Origin of the sequence: Roseburia sp. TF10-5, from assembly GCF_003462365.1 — a bacterium.
Classification (GTDB): Bacteria; Bacillota; Clostridia; order Lachnospirales; family Lachnospiraceae; genus Roseburia; species Roseburia faecis.
Map to the genome: position 1 here is coordinate 16630 of NZ_QTYW01000009.1, position 25886 is coordinate 42515.

Consider the following 25886-nt stretch of genomic DNA (forward strand, 5'->3'; position numbering starts at 1 on the left):
ATGGTATTGTTGCCGGTGCTGTGAAAGGATGACATTCATGGATAAACTGAAACAGTATGTTGATAAATTCAACCAGAACGATGAAGAAATTATCAGACAGAGCATCGGAAATCAGGATGCATACGACTGGCTGAAAGGCAGCGGCGATGTGCAATCCTACAGTACATGGATTGCGGATGCGATGCATGGTATTTTAATCTGCCGGATATGAGGCTGCATGGAAACAGCTGGTACAGCCAGAAGGGTTTTGCTGCTCCTTATGACCCGACAACGGCAGAATAAAGGCGGTTATGAGTGGGGAAAAGATTATAATCATTCCGCTTATGCGGATATTGTCATATACAAAATCTTTGGTATCGAGCCACTGGAAAATGGAGCGGTACAGATTCGTCCGATGCTGCCGGAAGCAGTTGTACTTTTACATTAGAATATTTTTGATAAAGTCAGGAGTTTTATTTTTGAGGTGCAAAATCCTTCATGCCAGGAATAGCACCTCCGGCTACAGCCCAGAAATACAGGCTTGCCACACTGCAATACGGACTTAATCTCCGCCGGTATTTTTCGAACAGTTTGCGGTCAATTTTTCTATGGTGATAAACCATCCGCATGCCGCGCTGGATTGCCAGATCACCAAAACTCAATACATTTGGACGCTGCATACAAAACAACAGAATCATTTCCGCGGTCCAGACACCAATTCCCTGTAAAGAAGATAATTCTTTTATGGCTTCTTCGTCCGATTTTTTCCAGATTCCGTCAATATCAAAAGTTCCGTCCTTTACTTTTCGGGCAAAATCGGTAATATACCCTGCCTTTCTGAAGGAAATTCCCAGTGACTGTAAATTGGAAACTCCGGCACTCAGTATGGTATCTGCGTTAATGATACCATACTGATCATTCATTCTTTTCCAGATGGTTGCCTGTGCTTTTGTTGAAATCTGCTGACCGATGATATGATGAATTACGGCTGAAAATAAATCGGTGTCAACTTCCCGTTCAATCATTCCAATTTTATCGATAATTTCTGCGAGGCGTTTATCTTTCCGTTTGAGGTATGTAATCTCTTTTTCTCCGTATGCAAAAAACATTTTTATCGTCCTTTTTATAACTGCATTGTAATAATTTACCATATTATTATATCACTTAACAGGACAATAAAATCATCAAAAAGCATAGCAGAACCAAGTTTTTTTTTGGATGAAAAACGATCCGGAATCAAAGAAAATTTATTCCATTGTTGTTGTGGTGGGAATTGTTATCGTGATTGCTGGATTATTAAAAATATTTGTTTTCGGATAAGAAACTTCGAAACAGCGGTATCAGGAAAGGTGAAAAATCTTTATGGTACCGCTGTTTTTGTGTTAATTTTTATTTTAATTTTCGAGGAAAAGACACATAAAGAGATTTCTCCTTTTTCGCATGGCAAAAGTGAGTTATAATTATACAAGAGCAAAAAGTTTAAAACGCAGGCAGAAGGAGAAGAAGCAGATGAACATTCGAAGAGCAAGCGAAAACGACATCCCAAGACTGATCGAACTGTTAGAGCAGGTGCTTCAGATCCATGCAGATATCCGGCCGGATATTTTTATCCCGGGAACCACAAAATACACAAACGAAGAACTTACACAGATGATAAAGGATGATACCAAACCGATTTATGTTGCAGCAGATGAGAATGACAACTGTCTCGGCTATGCATTCTGTCAGTTGCGGGAGCAGCCATTTTCCAACAATATGGTGCCGTTTACCTCGCTTTTTATCGATGATCTGTGTGTCGATGCAAGTACCAGAGGACAGCACATCGGAGAGAAGTTGTTTGTGCATGTAAAAGAGGAGGCAAAGCGTTTAGGCTGCTACGAAGTGACGCTTAATGTCTGGGCGGGAAATACCTCGGCGGAGAAATTTTATGCAAAGATGGGGCTGAAAACCAAGGAGCGGCAGATGGAGTATATTTTATGATAAATATCCGAAGTGCAAAACAAATGGATCTTGCCCGGATTGAAACGATATACAACCACATTCATGATGAGGAAGTTGGCATTGTACCGAGCGTGTTTAACGGGATTCCGGATGTACAGCTTGTGTGTCTTGAAAAATACCGGCTAATCTAAAATATAACTTTAGATTAGCCGGTATATTTTTATTTATTTTGTATATATTAACGACTATAATAAAATCAGAGTTTAGATTAGCCGGAGGTTTGTTATGCCATATATACAAAGAGCGATAACGCCAATATTGAAACAAAGAGTGTCTACCAGCAAGTGCATGTTACTGGTAGGAGCCAGACAGGTCGGGAAATCAACACTTATAAAGCATGAATTCAAGGATTTTAACCGGGCAAATTTTGATGACAGACTGACAAGAATGCAGGCGAAGGAAGAACCTAAATTGTTTTTTTTAAACAATCCACAGCCGCTTTTTATAGATGAGGTTCAAAAAGAAAGCAGTATTCTGGAAGATATCAAGCAGATTGTCGATGAATCGGATGAGCGAGGGATGTTTCTTCTTTCCGGTTCTCAGAAACTTGAACTTATCAAAGGCATGAGTGAATCGTTGGCAGGAAGAGTGTCAATCTCAGAGCTTACCGGATTATCCATGCGGGAGATTTATGGTGTAAAATTTAACCGGCATTTTATCCCAACCGATGCATATATCAAAGAACGTGAAAAAGAGATTGTAAAATATGACAATATATGGGAAATTATCCACAAAGGATCTTATCCCGAGCTTTATGATATAGACAGGGACTGGCAAGAATATTATTCTTCTTACGTTGCAACTTATCTGGAGAGGGATATCAATGAACTGGTGGCGGCAGATGGTATTACATTTACCAAATTTCTGACGGCAGTTGCTGCAAGAACAGGTGAACTTCTCAATTATTCCAACATAGCAGGAGACGTCGGGGTAAGTGAGCCGACAATTAAGAACTGGATATCTATTTTGGAAAGAACCGGAATTGTATATCTGCTCCAGCCGTATAGTGCGAGCGCACTTAAAAGGGCAATAAAGACACCAAAACTTTATTTCCGGGATACCGGACTGGCATGTTATCTTACCAGATGGCTTACTGCCGAAACATTGAAATGTTCAGCGGTTGCAGGGAATATGTTTGAGACATTTGTAGTGTCTGAAATTTTAAAATCCTATTCCAACGAGGGCAAAGATTACAGATTTAACATTTTTTATTACAGAGGGAAAGACAGAAATGCTTCCGGTGAAAACGAAATTGATCTTGTGATAGAGGAGGATGGAGTCTTATATCCGGTCGAGATTAAAATGTCCGGCAATCCCAAGGCAAGTATGGGAGCAATGAATCAGGTACTGGATAAGGTAAGTGATAAAAAAAGAGGTCTCGGAGTTATTTTATGTCTGATTGATAAAAAGACATATTTAAGAGAAAATCTTGTTGCATTACCGATCGAATTTATATAAAAGGGGTGATCCCATGATGCTAATGTGTAAAAACACATCTGTTTACGACATAGAGAAAGAAAAAACATTAAATTATAATCTTCTTCCGGGGCTGATGCAGCAAAAAGGTGCAGACAATCACACCTTCACAAAATGGATGAAATACCGCTATTCCTCAGGTACCAACACGATAGCACGGAAATTAAAGGGCATCACATTCGGACAGGGAGCGCGTACGCGCATTAACCGTGAGACCAGAGCGTTGAGTTTCATCGACTGTTACTGGACAAAAGCTGAGGATGATTCGATATGTTTTGAGGAGATCAGTCCGTATTACAAACCATTCTGGGACGGAAACGAAGAATTTACAGGACAGGCGGCACCGACACTCTACGTGGGTGGTGCACTGTCAAAGGAATGGAAACAGGACGGAAAGCTCTACAAATATGGCGATATTTCCGTGGAACTGCAATGTATGAAGCTTTGCAGGGAATGCGGAATTTCTGTAGAAAGAGCAGATGAGACAGACGGAGGAATCGCAATTTCTAATATAACTTCCCCAAAGGTGATGCTTGAGCAGGCAGATCAGTCGGGAAGAATTGATCCGGATGATTTTGATGAGCAGACAATTATAGATCTGTTTGGAAAAGCCGGAGCGCAAATGCTTATTATAGATGCGATAATCGGAAATGGAGACCGGCATGCAGGTAATTTTGGCTGGATTAGAAATACGGATACCGGAGAGTATGTGGGCATGGCACCGTTGTATGACTTTGATCATGCATTAGACAGCACATTAGAGTCTGACCGGCTTTTAACAGATGCGGTTAAATTTTGTATGCCGTATGAGGATGAGATGGTGCGCATTGCGGGTATAGCCCAGGGATCGGAAAACGAAGTATTTAAGAAACGGGCACAGAGCATTTTGAAGTTGCTTGATTGCCTCTTCCGGGGCACGCCTGGAAAATGAGGTAGTGATGTACCTGAATTCGGAAATATTTTCTATGAAGCAAAAATCAGAAAACAATTGGTGCCTGACACAATAAACAACGGGCGAGACAGGCATAGAACAAAGAATTATGCAGCTTTTTCCACCTCAAATTTCCAGATATGCCGGATTTGTGGCAAAAGTCGATCCATATCCCAGTGTTTTTCGCTGTTTTTGGGGCTGTTGGGATCATTGACGACAACGCGTCCTTCGGAATCGATGCCGGTGAGAACAATGAAATGTCCACTATAAGTAAAATCTCCGGGCAGCATGGAGCAGATCATCGGGGTGGATGAGGTAAGATTTTGCCGGATATAATCGTTATTTATGGTTCCCTCTGTGGATGTAAGGCCCAGCTTTTTTGCACCTGCAGTCATCAGATCCCACGAAGTGCCCTGTCCACTGATATAATAACCCTGTTTTTGCGAAAATTGTGCCACTTTATAAGGATTCCACGTTGCTTTTCCAGTTAATCCGCAGATAACCATAGAAAGTGAAGTTGGACCACAACCATTGACACCAAGGAAATTGCTGCCATATGTTTTGTATCCCCATCGCTTATCCCACTGGATGAATAGAGGAATGTTGTCTTTTCTTACTTCGTGTGACACATCAAGGTCAAAGGATTTGTTTTTGTATTTGTGATAATTTTCTACAAAATCGGTTGCTTCCGGATATTTTTGCTCAAACTCGATAAGAGAATCCGGGAGTTGTTCGTGCATGGCTGTTTCGTAGGATTGATGGGAATAAAATCCGATGATGATGAAAAATATTAAAAATAATGGTAGAAAAATTTTTCTTTTGCGTTTCTTTTTTTTCTGTTTCATTATACGGTCTCTTTTCTTTTGTTTTCCTAAACGGATAGCTTAATCATAGCATATATGTTTTAAAATAAGTCTTAATATTTCTTAACAAATCTTAACATTTTTACAGAGTGATATTATGTTATAAAAATATGGTACAATACTATATAAATTAAATAATGCTTGATAAATGGGAGAAAATATGGATGAAATAACAATTTTGATTATTGAAGATGATGAAGATATCCGGGAAAGCGTAAAAATATTGCTGGAAAACGAGGGTTTTCATGTAATTGAAGCGGATAATGGAATGGATGGGCTGCACCAGATTTCAGAGGATACGGATCTTGTTATTTTGGACATTATGATGCCTGGGATTTCTGGCATCAAAACCTGTGAACAAATACGCAAGGTTTCCTATGTGCCGATTTTATTTTTGACCGCAAAAAGCAGTGAGAATGATAAAATTATCGGATTTACAGCCGGGGCAGATGATTATCTGGTGAAACCATTTTCTTATGCAGAATTGCTGGCAAGGATAAAGGCATTGTTGCGTCGAAAACAGGTTTATACTTGTGGAAACATGAAAGAAAATGGACAAAATGTGTGGATAAAAAAAGGAGATCTGAAGATCAATACTACAGGAAATAAAGTATTTTCAGGGGATGAGGAGATTTACCTGACGGAAACAGAATATGAAATTTTGTCATTAATGCTGAAATACAGGGGAAAAATTTTTTCCGTACAAAACATATATGAGAGCGTCTGGCAGGAGCCGTTTTTCAATAATTCTGCAAATACCGTTATGGTTCATATTCGGAAATTGAGACTGAAAATTGAAAAGAATCCGCAGAAACCGCAAATTATACAAACGGTGTGGGGGAAAGGATACCGCATTGAATAAACGAAAAAGAAAACATCTGATGGAAAAAATGATCGGAATTCTGCTGTTGGGATTTTTTCTTGCACTGCTGTTGTTTTTGCTTATATTTTTTATGGGAAATGGAGCATTAAACCGGTATTTTGAAAGTTCTATGTATCGAAGAAATGTTTCTAAGGAAACCATAGCAATGTTTCAGGAATATGTATCCAGACATCATCTGGCGGCTTCCGACACGGAGCGTATCCGGGAGTGGGCAAAAGAAAACCATATTGGGTATTTTACGATTTCAAGAAAGCGCATGCTGCTTTACGATAATTATTACGCACTTCCGGTTGCCTTGGATCGTACAAAATCAGAGCAATTACACTATACATGGCAATATTTTCAAGAAGTATCGTTTACAGATGGGAATGCAGATGTATTTATATATGTGAATCGTGAGCGAAAGTATTATATCCTGGTAGATGTGGCTGCGGCACTTTGTGGTGTGCTGGTCTGGATTGGAGTGTTTGCGTTTGGTGTAAGCGGATATGTACGGTACATCAGGCAATTGAGTGGGGAAGTAGCGAAACTGGAAGATGGATTATGGTCGGTGGATTTTACTATAAAAGGAGAGGATGAGCTGACAGATCTGGCACGCGGTCTGGAGCATATGAAAACAGTTCTTTTGGAGAAGGAAGAAAAAGAACGAAATATGAAAAAGGCACAGAATAAACTGGTTCTGGGGATGGCACATGATTTGCGGACGCCATTGACTGCATTAATGGCATATCTTGAAATTATAAAAAGAGAACCCGAACACGATAAGGTGAAACTTTATGTAAAGAAAACAGTGGGAAAAGCGATTCAGATTAAAAATCTTTCAGATCAGCTATTTGAGTTTTTTCTTATCAATTCAGGGCAGCAGCCACAGATGGAAAAGTCGGAATCCATAGCTTTTGTAATGGAGGATTACTGTTCGGAATTGTGCAATGTATTGCAGACAAATGGCTATACGGTTACACTGGGATGGAAACAGTGGGAGGAAGTAAAGATAAGTGTTTGTTATGATTATATCGGACGCATTATGAATAATTTGTTATCCAATCTTTTGAAGTATGCAGACAAGACAAAAGAAATCCTGTTGGATATGGGAATTTGTCAGGACGAGTTTTTCTTTTCCATTATGAATGCAGCGGCAAATAAAGAACAGGATCATAGAGGAACGGGAATTGGGGTTCATAATATTGAAATCATGATGGAGCAAATGCAGGGCAGATGCGAAGAAGAATGTGGGGAGGAGTCTTATCAGATCTGCCTGTATTTTCCATTAGAAAAATCAGAAAATTCATAAAGAGACTTTCACCTTCTCATTGATATTCAGGCAAAGATGTCTGAGGGAAAATCGGCTGGTTATGAAAAAAGACAGCAAGAACAGGAGCCACGGCTTGTACTCAAATCAGAGTACAGGTCGTGGCTTTTCATACTATGAAATTTAATAGCAACTTATAAATTTACTAATATCTTGTGATAAACGAGCAATTCTCCTAAAATGTATTTGAACCATTGGTGTCTGACACAATAAAAAGTATTACCGTGACTGCCCCTTGCGGTAGTACATGTAGGAGTAGATCACCGGCAAAATGCACGGGAGGATGGCGAGCGCCATAAGCACCCAGATATTCTGGAACGGCGTGGTGACGATCAGAAGGAGCCCTCCGATCACCATGCATTTTCCACCGAACCGGTGCGTGTGATACCAGTTATCGGCATCATTCAGCGCCCACGAAATGCGGAAGCCAATGGTGTAATTCGGCTTTACCGTCGGCAGGAAGTTTCCTAATATCAAGTATAAAACTCCGATGAGCAGCCCACAAAGAAAACCAATATCAAACTGATACCCTAAATTATACCCATAAACCGTGCTGCATACAATGATGGAAAATACCGGGCAGATCCACAGGACAATAAAGAATATTTTTTTGTTGATGCTATTTGCCTTGGGATCAATGTTCGTTGCGATCACGCATACCAGATGCAGGATCAGCATGATCACCGGAAGCCCGAACACTGCAAAAGCCTTGGATGAGTAGCCGTCCGGTTCGTTGCCTGTGCTCCAATGGGTTGCAACGGAATCCGGAAGCTGCTTCCACAAGAGCAATCCGATAAGGATCGGGAGCAGCGTCGCAATCGATGTGAGTAATATCATTTTTTTATGTTGTCTGATCATGGCCATTTCCTCCTTTTAATTCAGTGATCCATAGCATGATCTCCTCAAGCACGGTGGTGTTGAGCTCATAATAGATGAATTTTCCTTCCCGCTCGTCGCGGATCAGATCTGCCTCCTTCAAAACGGACAGGTGCCGGGAAACCGCCGCACCGGAAATCGAAAAATGGTCGCCGATCTCGCCCGCAGACAGCCGTGATTTCTTGAGCAGATTAAGGATTTCGCGTCTTGTTGGATCGGCAAGCGCGCGAAGCGTATCCTGCATTCCCAAACTTATCCCTCCTACGCTTAACATTTAACTTAATTGTTAAATGTATTATAACATAATACGTGTGGTTTGCAAGGGGAAATTAAAGTGTTTTTTGTAATTGCTCCCATTCATGTTTTAATAATCGATATTCTAAGCGGGTTTTCATTTTACCATCGTGCCATTCATAATCAATATGCTCGGCTTCTTTTATTAACCCGTTTTTCTGCATAACCCTCTCGGAGCCCTTATTCTCTGCCAGACACCCGGTTGTAACTCTGTACACATTGTCTTGTGTGAAGGCATATTCCAGAACCTTCTTCAATGCCTCCGAGGTGTAGCCATTCCCCCAATGCCTCGGATATGTAAAATAGCCCAGATGGACAAGCTTTCCTACCGGAGTGTCGGCTTCAACCGTATACCCGATGCTGCCAACCTGTTCGTGCGTGTCTTTCAGCTCCATGTGACAGAAATAGAATTTCCGCTCCGGGGATTTCATGTCAGACAGGACTTCCGCGAAATCCCGTCTGGCTTCCTCAACGGAATGCAACTGTATGTCCTGCAGATAGTACATGGTCTCGGCATCCATTTTCAATCTGCTGTATGCCTCAAAATCCTTCTCTGTATAATCTCTTAAAATAATGCTCATGTGTGATAAAGTAACACAACTAAAATAAAGAAAGACAGCCCACTATTCCGTAAAATAATGGAGTAATAGAGAAAACGTTTTTTCTATGCTAAAATAGGCATATAAAGTAGAATGACAATCAAGATATACAAGAAAGCACTTAAACTCTACCGTTTGTCATGTAATTGTATAGCTTACTTGCTAGAGTGCAAATGAGTATTTTGATAAGATTTATACACAAAATCAAAAGGAGGAACACATATGGAGTTCGCAGAAAAACTTATAACACTACGCAAAAGTAGAGAATTAACACAGGAACAACTGGCTGAGCAGCTTAATGTTTCAAGACAATCTATTTCAAAATGGGAAAGTGGGCAGGTCATACCCGAAGTAGAAAAGATTGTTGAACTAAGCAAAGTATTCGATGTTACCGTGGATTATCTGTTAAAACCATCAGAGATAGATGAATTATCGGTTAAAACAGAAATTCTGGAACAACAACAGAAACAGATGTTAGTTAGGGAACAGAAACGCACTCAAATTTCCAAAAATATTATGTATTCGATTGGAATTTATTTGATTTTTTTTGCGGTCTATTTCATTGGGCATTTCTATTTTGAAATATGGAATGCTTCTGTAATTCTTGCGGAATTACTCATTGCAACCGCGATTGTAGTTTTTGTTTGGGTAAGGAGTTTTTCCGACAAATCATAAAGAGATAGAATTTGTAGCAAACCCAGCCGAGCCTGTCAACGGTCAAGATGAACGGCGCAAAAGCGCCGCCGTTGACAGCCCCGCCCGTCTTTGCTGTTCGGTAATCAAGAGGGCGACAGCACAAAATGCTGACGCTCTCTGCCATTATTTAGAAGGGGGATTTTCCATGACCGAACACGAAAAGTATCAAGAGCATATCCGGCATACACACGATGTTTTTTGCAAGACCGTCATTCGGCATGCTGCCATAGACGCAGCCCGAAGCATACGCAGCCGCCGCAAGCGGGAAATCTCACTTGAATATCTGATAGAAGAAAAGCACTATCCATTCAGTACCATAGATAAGTATTTTGCGGAGCAAGCTGCCATGAACAGCTATCCTTTTTTCGTCTGCGGTCAGATGGTGCTTTTGGAAAGTCCAGAGCTTGCCACAGCTCTGTCCGCACTATCACAGATGGAACAGGAAATCATTTTCCTATACTACTTCCAACGATGGACGCATAGAGAGATTGGGCAGAGATATGGACGGGCAGGCAACACAACCGGGCGGCGGATTCAGATGATTTTGCGGCAGCTACGGGCAAAGTTGGAGGGCTTGTCCTATGAGTCAGCTACTTCCCTATGAAACAATCGTTAAGGCAAGCGAGGGCGACCCGGAAGCTGTTGCCGCCGTTCTATCCCATTATGCCGGATATATCCGCTCTTGTGCGAAAATGGACGGATAATTGGTGCCTGACACAATAAACACAGGTATAGCTTTAAACTATGACAAACCGCCAAAGAAAGGTATTATACAAATAAACTCTGAGATGGTAGGATAACCTCAGCAAAACAAACAGACAAAAACCAGAAAAGAAACAGGAGGTTATCGGATAAATGAATACATTAAAGACACCATTTCGTTATGATTTTGTAGGAAGTTTTTTAAGACCGGAAAAATTAAAAGCTGCAAAAAAAGCCTTTGAAGAAGGAACGATCACACAGGAAGAACTCGACCGCATCACCGATGAGTGTGTGACAGAGATCGTTACAAAGCAGAAGGCAGCAGGATACCACGCAATTACGGACGGAGAATTCCGCAGAAAATTCTGGCACCTGGATTTTATGTGGGGATTTGAAGGCGTTGCCCACGAGAAAGATGGCGGCGGTGTACAGTTTAACGGAGAGATGGCAGATCTTGAAGCAACTTATCTCGTAGGAAAGGTAAAAGCAAAAGCACATCCGTTTGTGGAATACTTTAAGTTTTTAAAACAGTTTGAAGATGGGCAGACCGTTGCAAAATATACGATCCCGGCACCGGCACAGATGTATCAGCAGATGATCGTTCCGCAGAACATCGGGCAGACGAAAAAATTTTATGCAACCGATGACGAACTGATCGAGGATATCGGAAAGGCATATCAGGATGTAATCAAGCAGTTTTATGCAGCCGGATGTCGCAATCTGCAGCTGGATGACTGCACCTGGGGCGCAATTGTCGGAGATGCCGCAAAGCAGAGATACCAGTCACTTGGTGTTGATATTGAAGAGGTAAAGGCTCGGCTCTTAAAGGTGAATAACCTTGCACTCGAAAACAGACCGGAGGATATGGTGATCACTTCCCACATCTGCCGTGGGAATTATCACTCTACATTCTTTACCAGCGGCCCATACGACTCCGTGGCAGATTACGTGTTTGCGCAGGAGCATGTGGATGCACTGCTTTTGGAGTATGACGATGAAAGATCCGGTGGTTTTGCACCGCTTGCAAAGGTGTCTCCGGACAAGAAAGTTGTACTTGGTCTGATCACAACCAAAAAGCCGGAACTGGAAGATAAGGATAAGGTGATCGCAAGAATTCGTGAAGCAGCAAAGTATATTCCGCTGGATCGTCTGTGCCTGAGTCCGCAGTGTGGATTTGCATCCTGTGAGATCGGAAACAAGCTGACCGAAGAGCAGCAGTGGGCAAAACTTGCACTTGTGAAGGAAATCGCGGAAGAAGTGTGGAAATAAAACCGAAAAAAATAGGTGAGAAATTTTTTTACCGGTTACTGTTTACAGGGAAACCTGTGGATGGTAACCGGTTTTCTGTTAATGACAGGAAACAAAATCAAAGAAGGCAAAAAAATAAGAAATTGTTGTAAAATAAAAACCTGAAGCTGGCACTTCAGGTTTTTATTGACCCATTTGGAATCATAATCACTTTTCTTATTTCTGTATTGGCATCTGTAGCTGGCTACTACATTTGCAAACGGTTAGACAGAGATAAATGACAGCACTAGCCTGACGGGGTAGTTCTCCGTAATGAACTTTAGAACCTTGGGAGCTGGCACTTCCAAGGTTTTTTAAATAATATGTCATAGAGTTAGCATAAAAGACCGTAAAATATATTACAGACCAAGTGAAAATAAATCTGCGGTTACACTTTGGCTGGAATAAAATATAAAAAGTGCTAACACCTTCCGCAATTGGTACATGGCACACATCCCCGGTGCATAAGCTTTGGACGCCAGTCGGAAATCTGTGTGTCATCCCCGGATTTCCAATGTCCGGTATGATAACGGTCGGACACGGTCAGTGTCGCGTGTTCCTGCCGGATTACAAGTGGATATAATGTAATCTGCTCCGGCTGCATACAGTTTTGATGCAGTACCGGAGCATAGTTATGTCCATTTACGGTAATCTGCTGATCGTAGGTTACGATCTCACAGATATCATTTTTTTGTGTAATTGTGGGTGTTTTTGCACATACATATTGTTTTGGAATTTCATAAGTGCCTATCGTGAAAGTTCCGGCAATCGTTTTTATGTTCTGCATGATGGCAGGCCTCTTTACTATTTTATAATCCCTTGTATTATAGTATTAAAATTGAATAACTGTAAAGGAAAATTTTTTATATTTTTTTAGAATTGCTTTGGGATCTGTTAAGTTTTGTCCTCCATACTTACAGACGCATTTAGAAATGAAAACATCTGGAGAAGGTGGCATTTTAAAACGTTATCTGCTATGATAAATAAAAATAATGAAAAGCACAAAACCGTGGAAAGTGGGTAGAACTATGCAAAAACAGGTTGGAATTGGCAAACAGGATTTTGCAGCATTAAGAGAAAGTCAGTGCTTTTACATTGATAAGACAGATTTCATACGGCAGTGGTGGAACTACAGGGATGATGTTACGCTGATCACACGTCCAAGACGTTTTGGCAAAACCCTTAATATGAGTATGCTCAACTGCTTTTTTTCCAATAAATATGCAGACAGGGGAGATTTGTTTGAAGGACTTGATATCTGGAAAGATTCCGGGTACCGGCAGATTCAGGGCACATATCCTGTTTTATATCTCAGTTTTGCATCGGTAAAAGCGGATAATGTATCTGATGCAAAAAAACAGGTCAAATCCCGGATTGTAAGTCTGTATCAGGATTTTGAATATCTGCTCGAAAATGAAAAACTTATGGAATCCGAAAAAATGGCATACCGGCACATTCTGACAGAGATGGCGGAAATGGATGATGTTACCGCGTGTGACAGTCTTAATTATTTGTGCAGATATTTGGAGCATGCATATGGAAAAAAGTAATTATCTTACTGGATGAATACGATACGCCGATGCAAGAAGCGAATGTTTACGGTTATTGGGAAGAAATGACTTCCTTTTTGCGTAATCTGTTTCATGCGACATTTAAGACAAATAAGTATTGTATAGATGGTTTACCAAATCGGAATTTGCTAAAGGAGGTGGTAACTATGTGGTGGTCTATTGGTTGTGGAATCATAATCTTTACGTTAGGTATGTTTATCTTCTTAAAGCCGGGCTTAATATGGAAATTAACAGAAGAATGGAAATCTTATCGTGCAGATGAACCATCTGAGTTTTACTTGAAAACAACAAAAATAGGTGGTATTCTATTTGCCCTATTTGGAATTATTATGATTATGCTTCCGGTTATTTTGGAGTAATAAATTCAAGTTTATGGAGAGTCACCGTTATGATTAGAGAATTTCAAAGGGATGATATAAATAAAGTTGCAGATATATGGTTGGATACAAATATAAAGGCACATAATTTTATCCCCGCCGAATACTGGAAAAGCAATTTCAAATCAGTAAAAGAAGCGTTGTTACTAGCAGAGGTTTATGTGTATGAGTATGATACAGAAATACAGGGTTTTATAGGGTTAAATGATGAATATGTTGAGGGCATTTTTGTTTCTGGTGAAATGCAATCGCAGGGTATAGGTAAAATTCTGCTGAATTATGCAAAGGATAAAAGAAATAAGTTGCACTTGAACGTATACCAAAAGAACGCACGGGCAATATCTTTTTATAAGAGAGAAGGATTTGAGATTCAGCATAGTGGCTTAGATGAGGCTACTGGAGAAAAAGATTATGTAATGACATGGCAACACAATTAGAAATTCAAGTTTGCCGAAATATCTTTCTAACTTTCCCCATTTTACAGGTTTTCTAGCCTATTCATTAGTGAAATGATATGTATTTTCCCTTATTTTTGCCCTTATGAGATAATCACAAGGGAAATAAGGGAAAATTTTATTTAGTCGTTTCCTGCCACTTTATCAAGTAACCTTGCGGATTCCCGCTTGGCTTTTCTTGTGGAGTGAGCATAGACATTCATTGTGGTACTGACATCTGAGTGCCCTAACAGTTCCTGCACATCCTTTGGTGCTGCTCCGTTTGCCAAAAGGTTACTTGTGTAGGTGTGGCGCAACTGGTGAAAGTGAAATCCTTCAAACTCATCAAGCCTTTTTGCTACTGTTCGGCATACAGTGCCGAGAGTGCTTGGAAGTTCAAGACATCCATCTGGTCTTAAGCATACAAAAGATAATTCGTTGTAGTCATTTGGAACTTCCTGCGTTCCATCCAGATTGTAGTATTCATAGTACACTCGGTTTTTATCAGTGACTTCTTTGTAGTAGTTGTGATGGTAAAGCTCACCATACTGCATCCGATTTTTAAGCTGTTCCTTCCTTGCTTTTTTCAATATTTCTGTCAGCGTATCTCCAAAATCAACAATCCTTACTTTCTTTCGCTTAGTCGGTCCAATGATATATTTGTGCTTTGAACCATCGTAGCGGATGCTGCGCTTGATAGTCAGGCACTGTTCATCAAGATTAATGTCCTGCCATGTCAGTCCGCAAACTTCTCCGATACGAAGTCCTGCATAATAGGAAATCTGTATCGGCAGGATTGCCTGTGGATTTTCTTTTTCAAGATAAGCAATCAGTTTTTCATAATCTTTATGTGAGATTGGCTGTATACCTTCCTCTGTTTCGTCATCTGAAAATAAATCCACATCCTCTGTTTTGTAATGCAGCTTAATATACTGCATCGGATTGAAAGTTATATATTGCTTTGGAAATACTGCAAATCGGAATGACTGTTGCAGTACTGCCGAAAATGAACGGATATAATCTTTACTGTAGCCTTTTCTTTCTTTTCCATCGGGGAATATTCCACCAAATGATAAGAGGTCGAGAAACTGTTGTAAATGCTCAGATGTTACATTCTTTAGCTTCCTGTCAGCTATTGGATGTTTCTTGATAACCCTGATTGTGCCAAGATAATTTTCAACAGTTCCATTGCTTAATGTCCCTGTCTTTAGTTCTTCCTCAGCCCAGATGTCAAGAAGTTCGGCAACTGTTATATTGTCAACCTTTGCAATGAATTTCTTACTTTCGTAATCCTCCATTGCTTTGCGTAACATCTTTTCCGTTTCACTCTTGCTTTCTGTTCCAGCATATTCTTTTTGAACCAGATTGCCGCTTTGATCTTCTACATAGAAGCGGTAGTACCATTTCTTACCTTTTTTTCTTACAGATCCTTTTGCCATAATCGTGTTTCTCCTTTCGACATTCGACAATCGGAACTGATGAAATGCTTCTTGCGTGTAAGTTATATCATAACTCCGGTTGTCGTTCTATACCGAGTCGGAATTATCTTCTAAGAGATTGGATAGTCTCTGTACCGCCACACCCGGATTCTTGGAATATATCCTTATGATGTCAGCTATATCATTGAATGCGTTTACTGAGTGAGTAATCTCTCTCAGAAACATAATTTCGTTATATTCCTGATTGGATTCAAACCCCATCTTGGCTGCTACATCTGCATATTCTGTATTTCCCTTGAAGTTATTGCAGGCATTGGTAAATGAATCAGCAAAGAGCTTGTATTCGTTTAATATTGCCAGCAACAGGTTCTTGGCGAAATCTCCATCTGCATTATCAAGGTTAGTTGGTAGATTTTCGATAATACCTGTCATAGCGTCTCTTATAAGAAGTTCTTTCTTATCTGTTATATCTGTTTCGTAGCTGTCAGTCTCACCTTTGAGCCATTTCACAGATACATGAAGTGCCTCGGAAAGTCCTTCAAGTACCATCTTCTTGGTATTGTCGATTGTTCCAGCTTCATAACGCTGTATGGTGGAAGCGGTGACTCCCATCTTGTCTGCAACATAAGGTTGTGTAAGGTTTAATTCTGTTCTGCGGCTTTTAGCCCTCTCACCGATAATCCGGCGAAGTTCCTTATCCTTCATGTTGTCTGCCTCCTTTTCGGTTATTCCTTTCGGTATGTTCATACTATATCATATAAAAACCAAAATTGCAATGTGCAATTCTATAATTATCTTTATAATTTCGTAATGCTTGACAATAAAATATAAAAGCGATATACTGACAGAAAAATGAATTGCATAATGCAATTTGAAAGGAGAGGATTAAATGACGGAAAGAAAGATAGCTTTATCTATAGAAGATGCTGCTGACTATACAGGAATTGGAAGAAACACTCTGAGAAAACTTGTTGAGTGGGAAAAACTTCCTGTTCTAAAGGTCGGAAGAAAAGTTCTCATAAAGACAGATATGCTTGAAAAGTTTATGGAAGTCAACGAAGGCAGAGACTTGAGAGATAAGAGCAGCGTAAAAGCAGTCACAAGAAAAGTAATAACCTAAAAGAGGCGGCTTCTAATGAAACCGCCCCTGATATATCAGACCGAAGCCATGATATACCTACACGCAAGAGGATTATAACATGTGCTTCTTCTGATATGCAACAACCAATTATTGGGATGGAAGGACAGGCAATGAAAAGTGGTGGCAAAAAGCGGTGGCTTTTTAAGAAAGTCATAGTACAATCTGGTGGTTTTATAGATGAGGATAAAAAGAGTTAGACCATCATATTCAAAGGAAATATTACAAGATATCAAAGCCCTCGGCGTTTGAGAGCGAAATACACCCCTCGCACAAACCTACGGTTTATGCTCAGCGTATTTCGCCCTTGCAGGGAGCAAAGCCACGCAGGCGTGACTTATACAAATGCTGTCGCATTTGGTTATGCCGGATACGGCAATGAGTTTACAACAATATTGCTTATATTATCTGTTCATACTCCATTCCAACTATCATAGGAAGGAGAAGAAAGCACATTGACAACAAGACATTCATTTATTCAGATGACCAAGCTGTCGAATGTCCGAGGAAGAATAACATATATATCAAGCCATGCAAAGCAGGAACATTTGTATGTGGTTTATGAAACTACTGAAAGAAGTTACTGGACAGAACTTGCACGATGCAGCCAACAGGAATTTAAGAAAAGTGGTGTTGGTGGAAAGTATATCGAGGCAAGGGAGCTTATCATAGCTCTGCCCAAATCACTTTTTGAACAGGGAATGCCTAATATTTTGCTTAGATCATTTACAGATAAGTTTAAGGAAACGTATGGCGTAGAATGTGTTGCAGCACTTCACCATAATAAGCGTATGACAAATTTCCACATACATCTTATCTTTTCAGAAAGGCAGTTGTTAGCGGAACCCATTATAAAGACTGCCACAAGGAATATGTTCTATGATGAGCGTGGTAATCATGTAAGAACTAAGAAAGAAATCCTTGATGAAGCTGGCAATATCCGCAAAAGATGTAAGGTTATTAAAAAAGGCGAGATTTATGAGAAGAAGCTGTTTACCTCAAAGAATACGAGGTTCAAGCAGGAAGATTTTCTGGATGAGGTAAAGTTATTCTATACCAGAATGATAAATCGCTGGGTAACGGATGAAAAAGACAGACTTACAGTATTTGACCGCAATGGTCCATATCTTGCTACCAAGAAGATTGGTAAGAATAATCCCAAAGCTGAACAGATTGAGAAGGATAATAAACTGCGGATGGACTGGAATCGTGAAGTTGACAGGGCTATCATAAGCGAGGTTTCTATGGATGATATTCTACAGATAAAGAAGGAACATATCACAGAGCCTATAAAGCGGTCGATTGAACTGTGTGGAAACAAACCACAACGATTAGCATTGATATTGAATATGGCGATTACGGAGCTGGTACTGCTGATATCGAGGGTACTTGAGACAGCCAGAGCCATTCGGAATAAGATACTGCATACAGATGTTCCAAAAACTGATAAAACAGATTTTGCAAGCAATATAGTGGTAGATAACACAGATAATACTTCTGCTATTGAAGAATCTATAAAAGTTGAGAATAAAATAACAACGCAAGAAGAATCAATCAAGGAAGTTAATGTTACAGAACCAGACAAGCCTGTAATGACACCAGAGACAGCCGCATATCCAAAGCTTAAGAAGATAAAAGTAGAGCTTGATAATCAGAATAATCTCATCTTTCAGGCAGAACAGCAACGAGGCAATCTTGAAATCGAATTGTCAGATTTAAAAGGTTTGGCGAAGATTACAAGAAAAGCTGAATTACAGAGAAAGATTGATGAAAAGACCTACTATATCAATCGATTGAAGATGGGACTTTCAAATATGGTTCGTAACTACGGATTTGAGAATATGAATGAGTTTTATCTAAGCTACAAGGAATCAAAGAGTGCTTATGCAGAGTATCAGCAGAAAACTGAGGATTGGAAGAAATCATTTGGCAATACAGATAATTCAATGGATAAGGCAGAAACGATGTCAGAGAAGCTTGCCAGATTGCAGAAAGAGGCAGATAGTTATAGGCAATATAATAGAAGAATGAGCAATAAATTGAGATAATAATGCTATGTATGCACCACTTCTTAAACAAATTGTTATCATGATTTTAAATTTTATTTACTTTCACACTAATATGAATTATTATATTAGTGTGAAAGGAGAACAAAATATGACCCAATTTGAACAATTAGATTTGTTGCTGAATGAATATGGAGGAACAATTCAAACCTTTCAAGTTATAGATAATGGAATTAGTAAGCCGATATTTTATTCTTATGTAAAAGAAAGAGGATTAGAGCAAGCAGCTCATGGTGTGTATGTATCGCCGGATACATGGACAGATGCGATGTATATTTTGCATATACGTTGTAGTCAGGCTGTGTTTTCTCATGAAACTGCATTGTTTTTCCATGATTTGACGGGCAGAGAACCATTGAAATACACCATAACAGTAAGGACTGGGTATAATCCAAGTCGCTTGCATGACGACGGTTTTCAAGTATATACAGTTAAAAAGGATTTACATGAAAAAGGGATTACGACTATGCAGACACCATTTGGACATTCTGTTCCTGTTTATGATATGGAGAGAACGATTTGTGATCTGCTACGCAGCAGGAAAAATATAGAAATGCAGGTCTTTCAGGATGCATTAAAGCAATATGCCAGACGCAAAGATAAAAATTTACGGACGCTTATGAAATATGCATCTATGTTTCATGTTGAAAAAATATTAAGACCATATTTGGAGATGTTACTTTAGATGATAACCACAGCAAGGCAATTAAAAGATCTGATTCGGAATCTATCAAAGAAAAAATCTGCTGATGCACAAATTTTGATGCGGAATTATATGATGGAACGTTTTTTGGAACGAATTTCTTTGTCAGAGTATAAAGACAAATTTATATTAAACCTGAATCCGTGAACCTTGTTTCAAAATGAAAAGGCACACAGGAAATGTTTGCCATATTTGTTATTGTATACTAAATTTTGAAAATGCTGCATAATTTTGCGTTCAAAAAAAGACTGCACCATTTGTGTGCAGCTGCCATTGCCATATTCAGCTACCTGTTGTCAGGTGATGAATGCAAAGCTGTCATAAAGACGCTTGAAAGTAAATCTCCAGCGATTACTCCTTCCAATGGACAGCACCAGACGGCCGGCATGTTCTGTCAGATGTCCCGCAAACTGCATAAGATTACTGATCACCGTACGTATTCTTCGGCGATGTATTTTCTTCCGGCCGGGAGCATCCTTCTTTTTCAGCGATTCCTGCCCTATGATTCGAAGGATATTATATGCGATCATTGTCAGCTCCAGCACCAGTTTGTTGCTCTCAAACTTTCCCGACGGGAGTCTTCCAACATCCATGCCCGTCTTGATTTCACTGTGATACTGCTCACTTTCTCCGTGGGCATGGTAAAGATCAATGACTGTTTCGTCTGGCAGGGAAGTGTTTGTCCAGTATGTGCCCAGTTCTATATCGGGTACGATAAAATACTGCCCATATCGGTCAATGGTTCTTTCCGTGATCTCATAAATTGTGCGTATTCCGACAGTTTTCTCTTCGTTATCAGAAAGGGAATATGTCACATCCTGGAAGGTCTGTCCGATATAAACAGTTTTCCCATCACGTGGATGCTGGATATTCTGGCAGCATTTCCTGACGGATCCCAGCCATTCTTCTTTACTTTCCTGTCTGGGATTCCGTTTTATGATGAAAGACACATTGTTGTATTTATAGCTTTCTTCCATAAAGATGCCTATGTTTTCAGATGCATCGTTGCCGGAATCCAGCCGGATGAGCAGCGGTTTTTCCGTCAGCCGTCAAAACCCTTGTAGGTACGGGATACACCTTCCTTATTGGATTTCGAATTGTCAAAGGGGGTTACATCAATATCGACAGGAACAAAGCCGTTATCCAGGGCTGTCGGCTCTATGTGCATTTCACGCAGCATGTCGACATTTGCCTGCTGGATGTCTTTGTGCAGGGTTGATTTTTTTGACAAAACTGCTTTTTCCAAGTATTTGCCCTACGAATACCAGACCACTGGGAGTAATGAGCCGCTCATCGCTGAATTCAATGTGTATTTTCTTCATTGCACTGCCTCCGCCTATCTTTTGATACTTTCATTATACAGGATAATGCATGATGATACAGTAAAAAAACAAAATTTTGTTTAACCTAGTGGGTGAAATAAAATGTATTGCGAAAATCAGTTTCCAGCAGGTATTATTGCTGAAAAAAAGGGATGTAACACTATGGTAAGTTTCACGGAATAAGGTGGATTTTCATTGACGCATATAACACCTTACAATATAATAAAAGCAAATATATAGCTTATAAAGGAGGTTTCTTAATGACGAAAAAAATAACCGCAATATTCTTGGCATTGTGCATGGCAATCTCCGTTTTGCCGATGACCATTCAGGCGGCATCAAAGCCCGATATTAAAGTTGGCGACTATGTTAAAATGGGCGCGTATAACAATGCCTCAATTCTTTGGCGATGTGTAAGCATTGACAATAACGGACCGCTTATGCTTGCAGACAAAATTGTTGACACCCTTGCATATGATGCCAAAACAAATGACAACAGCAATTCAAAATCACACAGCAGAAGCTATAAGCGTGATGATTACGGTTCTAACTATTGGAAAGACAGCAATATGCGTTCTTGGTTAAATTCGACCGCAGCTGAAGGCAAAGTCGATTGGCTTTGCGGCAACCCTCCGAAAGACGGATATGTAAGCGGTGTGGGAGCGTACAACGAAAAAGCGGGTTTTCTCAACGCTTTTTCAAAATCTGAAATTGCGGCAATGAAAACCGTTACCCAGCGTTCTCTCGTTTCTCATCCCGAATACAACAAGGGCATAGTTGATGGAGACGCAAATTCGGATTTGTTATACTACACCGATATTTCGGAAGCGGTGGCAAACTACGACAGTTCATATTTTGAAACTACAACCGAAAAGGTTTTTCTTCTTGATGTAAAGCAGGCTAATGCCGTGTGGAAAAATCTCAAAGGTTATTATGTTGCGTATAATAATGACGGTATGGCTTGGCCTTATTGGCTTCGCACTCCTGTTACCGATTGCAATCACGATATGCGTTATATCAGTTCATCGGGTCAGGTCGGTCGTTATGCTCCGTGGTATTCCGATTTGGGCGTAAGACCTGCATTTTATCTCGATTCCGAATATTTTGTTACAACTTCCGGCAGCGGCTCACAAAGCAGTCCTTATATCGGCTCTGCTCCAAATAAGCAAGAGGATGATTATACAATTTCGGAACCTGCCGAGGACGCAAATCCCGATTGGAATGTCAGCACCGAGCAAAGCATTCAGCTCACCCTCGGCCCGTGGTATTCAAATGACGGAAAATATTCTAATCCTACCATCCCTGTTTATACCATCCAAAAAACACGCAGCGACACGGAAAATATGGTTGTTGTCGTTTGCGGCGAGGGATACACAAAAAGTCAGCAGGGCAAATTCATCAATGATGTCAAACGACTTTGGCAGGACGCTATGAAATATGAACCGTATCGCAGTTATGCCGACAGATTCAATGTTTACGCTCTTTGCACAGCTTCCGAATCGACTTTTGACAATGGTGGAAGCACCTTCTTTGATGTTATAGTCGACAAATATAATTCGCCTGTTATTTCTAATAATCTCCACGGAAGTCAGTGGAAAAATCATATTTTTGAGAGATGTATCGGTCCTGAATTTATCGAGAAAATTCACGATGCTCATATCAAAAAAAAGTGTGATCCAAACACAATTCCGTCCGGTTCGGAATATGAGCCTTATTATTATGTTCACGATTATATTGCTCAGTTCGCTATGGTTGTAAACACAAAATCAGATTTCGGCGGTGCTTATAATAACCGTGAATACGGCTTCCATTATTTCATTTCGCCATCAGACAGTTATCGTGCGTCAAAAACTTTTGCACACGAGTTTGGACACGGTTTGCTCGGTCTCGGTGATGAATACAGTAACGGATATTTGCTTGACGATAAGGAACTTAAATCACTCAATCTTTCCTCGGTTGAAGACCCGGAAAAGATAAAATGGCGACAGCTTTTAGGTTTTAGAAACACATATACCTGCCGCAATGCTTACGGCTCAAAAATGCTTGTTTCAAGTTATGAGTGCATAATGAGAGACACAAACTATCAATTCTGTGAGGTTTGCCGTTTGCAGGGCTTCAAGCGAATGTCTCAGCTTGTTAAGGATGTAGACCTTTATGTTGCAACTCCCGAGGTTAAGGAATATACGGGCGCTTATTCAAAGCCGTCTGATTTTACCGACCTTGAAACAAGTTCATATTATAATTACACATATAATCGCAATGACCGACTTTTGAGCGGCAACAGCAAAAGCAGATTTAATACTAATATGAACGGTAAAAAAATCGAGCTTAGAACTGTTATTCAAAACATTTCAGATAAAAATGCACGACAATTAAAATTCAAAATGTGGATTAAGCACTCCGACGGAAGCGTTGCGACCGATTCATCGGGGAATCCGCTTCAAACAGTACAAACCTTTGACATTCCTGTTTGGAATGATAAGGCAAATTTCTGGCCGCTCGGTGCTTTGGATCACATCAAAAGCGACTTTAATTCAGGCTTAAAGAGTTGCTCGCTTATTTATCAAATTCCGTCTGATGCACAGCTTAAGAGCGGCGATACCGTGGCATTTCAGGTGCTCGATGAAAACGGAAATGTGCTTGCAGACGACAATACGGAAACACAGCGCTACACAACCGTTTCAATTCAGTATAAATTTGAGGACGGCTCTGAAATTCCAAACACTGCCGGCGGAACATTTACCGTGCCATACGGCACAAAGCTTGATTTAACACCGGCAAAAACACTTTATGATTATGAATTTATAAAGGTTGACGGCTTGAATAAGCCTATTGTTTCGGACGGAACGGTTGTTACATATTATTACAAAAATAAAAACGAAGAACACACTCACAATCTGACTTTGGTTGCTGCGAAAGCTGCCACCTGCACTACTGCGGGCAATTCCGCATACTACACCTGCGATGGCTGTGACAAGTGGTTCGCAGATGCAACAGGATCGGTAGAAATTACCGATAAAACCAGTGTGAAGATTCCGGCTCCCGGACATACCGCAGGCACAGAATGGAAGTCTGATGATACTAACCACTGGCATGAATGTTCTCGTTGCCACGACAAAAAGGACGAAGCGGCTCACGATTACGGTTCTGACAATGTTTGCGACACCTGCGGATATTACAAAACTGTACCGCACACTCACAATCTGACTTTGGTTGCTGCGAAAGCTGCCACCTGCACAGAGGGCGGTAAGGAAGCATACTACAAGTGCGAAGGTTGTGGCAAGTTCTATGAAGATGTACTCGGTACAAAGGAAATAACCGACCTTGCATCTTGGGGCAATATTGCTAAGATTGCCCACACCACAAAGCAAACCGTAACAAAGGCAACCCCAACAGCAAACGGCAAGATAGTAAATTACTGTTCGGTATGTAAGAAAACTCTTTCAACGACAGTAATTCCAAAGGCATCAAGCATAAAGCTTAAAGCAACATCATTAACATATAACGGAAAGGTTAGAACACCTAAGGTTATTGTTAAGGACAGAACAGGAAAGACACTTGTTAAGAATACTGACTATACTGTGTCTTATGCAAAAGGCAGAAAGTATGTTGGCAAGTACGCAGTAAAGATTACCTTTAAGGGTAAATACAGCGGAACAAAGACGCTTTATTTCACAATCAAGCCAAAGGCAACAAGTATTTCCTCACTTAAAGCAGGTTCAAAGAAGTTTACAGTAAAGTGGAAGAAGCAGGCTACACAGACAACAGGCTATCAGGTACAGTACAGTGCCTCAAGTAAATTCAGCAAGGCTAAGACCGTAACAGTAGGCAAGAATACAACAGTATCAAAGAAAATTTCAAAGCTTTCGGGCAAGAAAAAGTATTATGTAAGAGTTCGCACCTATAAGACAGTTAAGATTAACGGCAAATCCATAAGGATTTATTCAGGCTGGTCAAAAGCTAAGACTGTTACAACAAAGAAATAAAAACTATACCGTAACCTTTGATTCTGCCGGTGGCTCTGCAGTAACGACTCAGACTATCGAAGAAGGTCAGAAGGCAACCAAACCTGCCGCTCCTACCAAGTCTGACGATACCACCAAGCCTTCGGATGATGTTCAGAATCCGCAGACCGGCGACAACAGTATGAGTGGCTGTGGATCGCTCTGCTGTTCGTCAGCGGCTTCGGAGTTGTGACAACTACTGTTTATACTAAATTAGACGAAGCAATTTCTGATGCTGTTAAAACTGGGAAAATCACTCAAGAAGAAGCGAACGCAGCTTACAAATAAATATACGAGGCTTGTCTTAAAAAAGACGAGCTCAAAATGACAATGAAACTGTCACTCTCTGGAGACACTAGGAGTGACAGTATAATCATCATAAATAAAATGAATCTTCGGCATCAACCCACATCTGCATAGTTCCATCAAGGTATAGTCTTGCATATTCAAGTGGTTCATCAATAGCAAGTGCATTTAATGCACAATCTAATCTGGGTGTTGTTTTTAAATTCTTTTCTGCTTCCCAGCAGTCAATGCGGAGCATATAGCCAGCAGAAGTATAAACATCAATGCTGTTGCGTTGTGGATTGTATTCTGCAAATATTGTTCTCATCGTATCAAATCTCCTTATCATTCAATCAATCATTTGTTACAAAAATCAGAAGCATTTCAATCAGTTCACCATGTCGTTTTTATTTTGTGTTATACTGTTTTAGAGGATTTTCTTTTCCTTGTATTTTCCCTTATCAGGGTTCATAAATCCATATGGGAAGATATAACATAAGGGAAAGTCTAAGGGAAAGATCACCTGCGACAAACTTAGTGTTTTCAAGGGATTCAGAGATATTTGATAATAAAATATAACAATTATTAAATCCCTTGGAATACATGAAATCTCAATTCCAGTTTGCAGAACTGACTCAAAAGAGCTCGAAG

At 40.2% G+C, this 25886-nt stretch carries 29 protein-coding genes and 2 pseudogenes; 21 read left to right on the forward strand and 10 right to left on the reverse strand.

The window, feature by feature from the left end; translation table 11 throughout:
* Positions 1-37: 37 nt before the first annotated feature.
* Complete coding sequence (locus DXD06_RS17090; RefSeq protein WP_158569511.1) at positions 38-211, forward strand: hypothetical protein; 174 nt, start codon at positions 38-40, stop codon at positions 209-211.
* Between the two features lie 6 nt (positions 212-217).
* Positions 218-427, forward strand: coding sequence for a hypothetical protein (locus tag DXD06_RS09950; RefSeq protein WP_117831522.1), 210 nt, complete (start codon positions 218-220; stop codon positions 425-427).
* A 25-nt stretch (positions 428-452) separates the two neighbouring features.
* Here the strand turns inward: DXD06_RS09950 and DXD06_RS09955 are convergent, their stop codons facing one another.
* On the reverse strand, positions 453-1088 hold the full coding sequence (locus tag DXD06_RS09955; RefSeq protein WP_117831576.1) for a DNA-3-methyladenine glycosylase family protein: 636 nt from the start codon (positions 1086-1088) through the stop codon (positions 453-455).
* Positions 1089-1488: 400 nt separating this feature from the next.
* Between DXD06_RS09955 and DXD06_RS09960 the strand changes: the two genes are divergently transcribed.
* The 4 genes from DXD06_RS09960 to DXD06_RS09970 all read left to right on the forward strand — a co-directional run bounded on the left by DXD06_RS09960 (position 1489) and on the right by DXD06_RS09970 (position 4387).
* Entirely contained in the window at positions 1489-1959 is a 471-nt protein-coding gene (locus DXD06_RS09960) for a GNAT family N-acetyltransferase (RefSeq protein WP_117831577.1), read from the forward strand.
* Positions 1956-2111, forward strand: a complete 156-nt coding sequence (locus DXD06_RS17095; protein ID WP_158569512.1) for a hypothetical protein — start codon at positions 1956-1958, stop codon at positions 2109-2111. Before DXD06_RS09960 ends, DXD06_RS17095 begins: the two co-directional genes overlap by 4 nt.
* 94 nt (positions 2112-2205) lie before the next feature.
* Positions 2206-3438, forward strand: coding sequence for an ATP-binding protein (locus tag DXD06_RS09965; RefSeq protein WP_117831523.1), 1233 nt, complete (start codon positions 2206-2208; stop codon positions 3436-3438).
* A 13-nt stretch (positions 3439-3451) separates the two neighbouring features.
* Positions 3452-4387: a hypothetical protein gene (locus DXD06_RS09970; RefSeq protein WP_117831524.1), complete on the forward strand. Its 936-nt coding sequence runs from the start codon at positions 3452-3454 to the stop codon at positions 4385-4387.
* Positions 4388-4494: 107 nt separating this feature from the next.
* Here the strand turns inward: DXD06_RS09970 and DXD06_RS09975 are convergent, their stop codons facing one another.
* Positions 4495-5232 carry a C39 family peptidase gene (locus tag DXD06_RS09975; RefSeq protein WP_022045013.1) on the reverse strand — a complete coding sequence of 246 codons (738 nt, stop codon included), beginning with the start codon at positions 5230-5232 and terminating at the stop codon, positions 4495-4497.
* 178 nt (positions 5233-5410) lie between these two features.
* Here DXD06_RS09975 and DXD06_RS09980 point away from each other — a divergent pair, with 178 nt between their 5' ends.
* Positions 5411-6112 carry a response regulator transcription factor gene (locus DXD06_RS09980; RefSeq protein ID WP_117831525.1) on the forward strand — a complete coding sequence of 234 codons (702 nt, stop codon included), beginning with the start codon at positions 5411-5413 and terminating at the stop codon, positions 6110-6112.
* Positions 6105-7424: a HAMP domain-containing sensor histidine kinase gene (locus DXD06_RS09985; RefSeq protein WP_117831526.1), complete on the forward strand. Its 1320-nt coding sequence runs from the start codon at positions 6105-6107 to the stop codon at positions 7422-7424. The genes DXD06_RS09980 and DXD06_RS09985 overlap by 8 nt, the downstream gene beginning before the upstream one ends.
* Positions 7425-7661: 237 nt before the next feature.
* Here the strand turns inward: DXD06_RS09985 and DXD06_RS09990 are convergent, their stop codons facing one another.
* The 3 genes from DXD06_RS09990 to DXD06_RS10000 form a co-directional block, all read right to left on the reverse strand.
* Positions 7662-8300, reverse strand: coding sequence for an SdpI family protein (locus DXD06_RS09990; protein ID WP_022045016.1), 639 nt, complete (start codon positions 8298-8300; stop codon positions 7662-7664).
* Positions 8284-8562, reverse strand: a complete 279-nt coding sequence (locus DXD06_RS09995) for an autorepressor SdpR family transcription factor (RefSeq protein WP_199535211.1) — start codon at positions 8560-8562, stop codon at positions 8284-8286. The genes DXD06_RS09990 and DXD06_RS09995 overlap by 17 nt, the downstream gene beginning before the upstream one ends.
* Positions 8563-8647: 85 nt before the next feature.
* Positions 8648-9193: a GNAT family N-acetyltransferase gene (locus DXD06_RS10000; RefSeq protein WP_117831528.1), complete on the reverse strand. Its 546-nt coding sequence runs from the start codon at positions 9191-9193 to the stop codon at positions 8648-8650.
* 240 nt (positions 9194-9433) lie between these two features.
* Between DXD06_RS10000 and DXD06_RS10005 the strand changes: the two genes are divergently transcribed.
* The 4 genes from DXD06_RS10005 to DXD06_RS10025 all read left to right on the forward strand — a co-directional run bounded on the left by DXD06_RS10005 (position 9434) and on the right by DXD06_RS10025 (position 11878).
* Positions 9434-9886 (forward strand): helix-turn-helix domain-containing protein, encoded by a 453-nt coding sequence (locus DXD06_RS10005; protein WP_007890413.1) that lies wholly within the window; start codon positions 9434-9436, stop codon positions 9884-9886.
* Between the two features lie 166 nt (positions 9887-10052).
* Positions 10053-10511 carry an RNA polymerase sigma factor gene (locus tag DXD06_RS10015; RefSeq protein WP_117831529.1) on the forward strand — a complete coding sequence of 153 codons (459 nt, stop codon included), beginning with the start codon at positions 10053-10055 and terminating at the stop codon, positions 10509-10511.
* Positions 10489-10611 (forward strand): helix-turn-helix domain-containing protein, encoded by a 123-nt coding sequence (locus tag DXD06_RS10020; RefSeq protein WP_022044784.1) that lies wholly within the window; start codon positions 10489-10491, stop codon positions 10609-10611. The genes DXD06_RS10015 and DXD06_RS10020 overlap by 23 nt, the downstream gene beginning before the upstream one ends.
* Before the next feature lie 151 nt (positions 10612-10762).
* A complete protein-coding gene (locus DXD06_RS10025) occupies positions 10763-11878 on the forward strand; it encodes a 5-methyltetrahydropteroyltriglutamate--homocysteine S-methyltransferase (protein WP_117831530.1) in 1116 nt (371 codons plus the stop codon).
* Positions 11879-12317: 439 nt separating this feature from the next.
* Here the strand turns inward: DXD06_RS10025 and DXD06_RS10030 are convergent, their stop codons facing one another.
* Complete coding sequence (locus tag DXD06_RS10030; RefSeq protein WP_055067654.1) at positions 12318-12683, reverse strand: hypothetical protein; 366 nt, start codon at positions 12681-12683, stop codon at positions 12318-12320.
* A gap of 241 nt (positions 12684-12924) precedes the next feature.
* On the opposite strand from DXD06_RS10030, the gene DXD06_RS10035 reads away from it, so the two are divergent.
* The 3 genes from DXD06_RS10035 (at position 12925) to DXD06_RS10045 (ending at position 14281) form a co-directional block, all read left to right on the forward strand.
* The gene (locus DXD06_RS10035; protein ID WP_158569513.1) at positions 12925-13446 is read left to right on the forward strand and encodes an AAA family ATPase; all 522 of its coding nucleotides are present in this window, start codon (positions 12925-12927) and stop codon (positions 13444-13446) included.
* Between the two features lie 167 nt (positions 13447-13613).
* Positions 13614-13826: a DUF6199 family natural product biosynthesis protein gene (locus tag DXD06_RS10040; RefSeq protein WP_117831532.1), complete on the forward strand. Its 213-nt coding sequence runs from the start codon at positions 13614-13616 to the stop codon at positions 13824-13826.
* A gap of 29 nt (positions 13827-13855) precedes the next feature.
* Entirely contained in the window at positions 13856-14281 is a 426-nt protein-coding gene (locus tag DXD06_RS10045) for an N-acetyltransferase (RefSeq protein WP_117831533.1), read from the forward strand.
* Between the two features lie 140 nt (positions 14282-14421).
* Here DXD06_RS10045 and DXD06_RS10050 read toward each other — a convergent pair whose 3' ends face one another.
* Both DXD06_RS10050 and DXD06_RS10055 read right to left on the reverse strand, forming a co-directional pair.
* Complete coding sequence (locus DXD06_RS10050) at positions 14422-15717, reverse strand: tyrosine-type recombinase/integrase (protein WP_117831534.1); 1296 nt, start codon at positions 15715-15717, stop codon at positions 14422-14424.
* 87 nt (positions 15718-15804) lie between these two features.
* On the reverse strand, positions 15805-16422 hold the full coding sequence (locus DXD06_RS10055) for a helix-turn-helix domain-containing protein (protein ID WP_117831535.1): 618 nt from the start codon (positions 16420-16422) through the stop codon (positions 15805-15807).
* 184 nt (positions 16423-16606) lie between these two features.
* On the opposite strand from DXD06_RS10055, the gene DXD06_RS10060 reads away from it, so the two are divergent.
* The 4 genes and pseudogenes from DXD06_RS10060 to DXD06_RS18135 form a co-directional block, all read left to right on the forward strand.
* Entirely contained in the window at positions 16607-16837 is a 231-nt protein-coding gene (locus DXD06_RS10060) for a helix-turn-helix domain-containing protein (RefSeq protein WP_117831536.1), read from the forward strand.
* A 473-nt stretch (positions 16838-17310) separates the two neighbouring features.
* Complete coding sequence (locus DXD06_RS10065) at positions 17311-18903, forward strand: MobA/MobL family protein (RefSeq protein ID WP_243001005.1); 1593 nt, start codon at positions 17311-17313, stop codon at positions 18901-18903.
* A gap of 109 nt (positions 18904-19012) precedes the next feature.
* Positions 19013-19606 (forward strand): type IV toxin-antitoxin system AbiEi family antitoxin domain-containing protein, encoded by a 594-nt coding sequence (locus DXD06_RS10070; protein ID WP_117831537.1) that lies wholly within the window; start codon positions 19013-19015, stop codon positions 19604-19606.
* Positions 19607-19756 (forward strand): annotated as a pseudogene (locus DXD06_RS18135) (nucleotidyl transferase AbiEii/AbiGii toxin family protein); the annotation flags it as partial.
* A gap of 164 nt (positions 19757-19920) precedes the next feature.
* Here the strand turns inward: DXD06_RS18135 and DXD06_RS10075 are convergent.
* Positions 19921-20946, reverse strand: a pseudogene (locus tag DXD06_RS10075) (transposase).
* A gap of 260 nt (positions 20947-21206) precedes the next feature.
* On the opposite strand from DXD06_RS10075, the gene DXD06_RS10080 reads away from it, so the two are divergent.
* Both DXD06_RS10080 and DXD06_RS18140 read left to right on the forward strand, forming a co-directional pair.
* A complete protein-coding gene (locus tag DXD06_RS10080) occupies positions 21207-24932 on the forward strand; it encodes a M64 family metallopeptidase (RefSeq protein WP_117831538.1) in 3726 nt (1241 codons plus the stop codon).
* Positions 24913-25143, forward strand: coding sequence for an InlB B-repeat-containing protein (locus DXD06_RS18140; RefSeq protein ID WP_155219561.1), 231 nt, complete (start codon positions 24913-24915; stop codon positions 25141-25143). Before DXD06_RS10080 ends, DXD06_RS18140 begins: the two co-directional genes overlap by 20 nt.
* A gap of 183 nt (positions 25144-25326) precedes the next feature.
* On the opposite strand, the gene DXD06_RS10090 is transcribed toward DXD06_RS18140, so the two are convergent.
* The gene (locus tag DXD06_RS10090; protein WP_044945660.1) at positions 25327-25563 is read right to left on the reverse strand and encodes a DUF6061 family protein; all 237 of its coding nucleotides are present in this window, start codon (positions 25561-25563) and stop codon (positions 25327-25329) included.
* Between the last annotated feature and the right edge of the window lie 323 nt (positions 25564-25886).

Bases quoted from the DNA above. Each gene is read 5' to 3' on its own strand.
- DXD06_RS17090 (WP_158569511.1), top strand. From the start codon at position 38: ATGGATAAACTGAAACAGTATGTTGATAAATTCAACCAGAACGATGAA.
- DXD06_RS09950 (WP_117831522.1), top strand. From the start codon at position 218: ATGGAAACAGCTGGTACAGCCAGAAGGGTTTTGCTGCTCCTTATGACC.
- DXD06_RS09955 (WP_117831576.1), bottom strand. From the start codon at position 1,088: ATGTTTTTTGCATACGGAGAAAAAGAGATTACATACCTCAAACGGAAA.
- DXD06_RS09960 (WP_117831577.1), top strand. From the start codon at position 1,489: ATGAACATTCGAAGAGCAAGCGAAAACGACATCCCAAGACTGATCGAA.
- DXD06_RS17095 (WP_158569512.1), top strand. From the start codon at position 1,956: ATGATAAATATCCGAAGTGCAAAACAAATGGATCTTGCCCGGATTGAA.
- DXD06_RS09965 (WP_117831523.1), top strand. From the start codon at position 2,206: ATGCCATATATACAAAGAGCGATAACGCCAATATTGAAACAAAGAGTG.
- DXD06_RS09970 (WP_117831524.1), top strand. From the start codon at position 3,452: ATGATGCTAATGTGTAAAAACACATCTGTTTACGACATAGAGAAAGAA.
- DXD06_RS09975 (WP_022045013.1), bottom strand. From the start codon at position 5,232: ATGAAACAGAAAAAAAAGAAACGCAAAAGAAAAATTTTTCTACCATTA.
- DXD06_RS09980 (WP_117831525.1), top strand. From the start codon at position 5,411: ATGGATGAAATAACAATTTTGATTATTGAAGATGATGAAGATATCCGG.
- DXD06_RS09990 (WP_022045016.1), bottom strand. From the start codon at position 8,300: ATGATCAGACAACATAAAAAAATGATATTACTCACATCGATTGCGACG.
- DXD06_RS09995 (WP_199535211.1), bottom strand. From the start codon at position 8,562: ATGCAGGATACGCTTCGCGCGCTTGCCGATCCAACAAGACGCGAAATC.
- DXD06_RS10000 (WP_117831528.1), bottom strand. From the start codon at position 9,193: ATGAGCATTATTTTAAGAGATTATACAGAGAAGGATTTTGAGGCATAC.
- DXD06_RS10005 (WP_007890413.1), top strand. From the start codon at position 9,434: ATGGAGTTCGCAGAAAAACTTATAACACTACGCAAAAGTAGAGAATTA.
- DXD06_RS10015 (WP_117831529.1), top strand. From the start codon at position 10,053: ATGACCGAACACGAAAAGTATCAAGAGCATATCCGGCATACACACGAT.
- DXD06_RS10020 (WP_022044784.1), top strand. From the start codon at position 10,489: ATGAGTCAGCTACTTCCCTATGAAACAATCGTTAAGGCAAGCGAGGGC.
- DXD06_RS10025 (WP_117831530.1), top strand. From the start codon at position 10,763: ATGAATACATTAAAGACACCATTTCGTTATGATTTTGTAGGAAGTTTT.
- DXD06_RS10030 (WP_055067654.1), bottom strand. From the start codon at position 12,683: ATGCAGAACATAAAAACGATTGCCGGAACTTTCACGATAGGCACTTAT.
- DXD06_RS10035 (WP_158569513.1), top strand. From the start codon at position 12,925: ATGCAAAAACAGGTTGGAATTGGCAAACAGGATTTTGCAGCATTAAGA.
- DXD06_RS10040 (WP_117831532.1), top strand. From the start codon at position 13,614: ATGTGGTGGTCTATTGGTTGTGGAATCATAATCTTTACGTTAGGTATG.
- DXD06_RS10045 (WP_117831533.1), top strand. From the start codon at position 13,856: ATGATTAGAGAATTTCAAAGGGATGATATAAATAAAGTTGCAGATATA.
- DXD06_RS10050 (WP_117831534.1), bottom strand. From the start codon at position 15,717: ATGGCAAAAGGATCTGTAAGAAAAAAAGGTAAGAAATGGTACTACCGC.
- DXD06_RS10055 (WP_117831535.1), bottom strand. From the start codon at position 16,422: ATGAAGGATAAGGAACTTCGCCGGATTATCGGTGAGAGGGCTAAAAGC.
- DXD06_RS10060 (WP_117831536.1), top strand. From the start codon at position 16,607: ATGACGGAAAGAAAGATAGCTTTATCTATAGAAGATGCTGCTGACTAT.
- DXD06_RS10070 (WP_117831537.1), top strand. From the start codon at position 19,013: ATGACCCAATTTGAACAATTAGATTTGTTGCTGAATGAATATGGAGGA.
- DXD06_RS10080 (WP_117831538.1), top strand. From the start codon at position 21,207: ATGACGAAAAAAATAACCGCAATATTCTTGGCATTGTGCATGGCAATC.
- DXD06_RS10090 (WP_044945660.1), bottom strand. From the start codon at position 25,563: ATGAGAACAATATTTGCAGAATACAATCCACAACGCAACAGCATTGAT.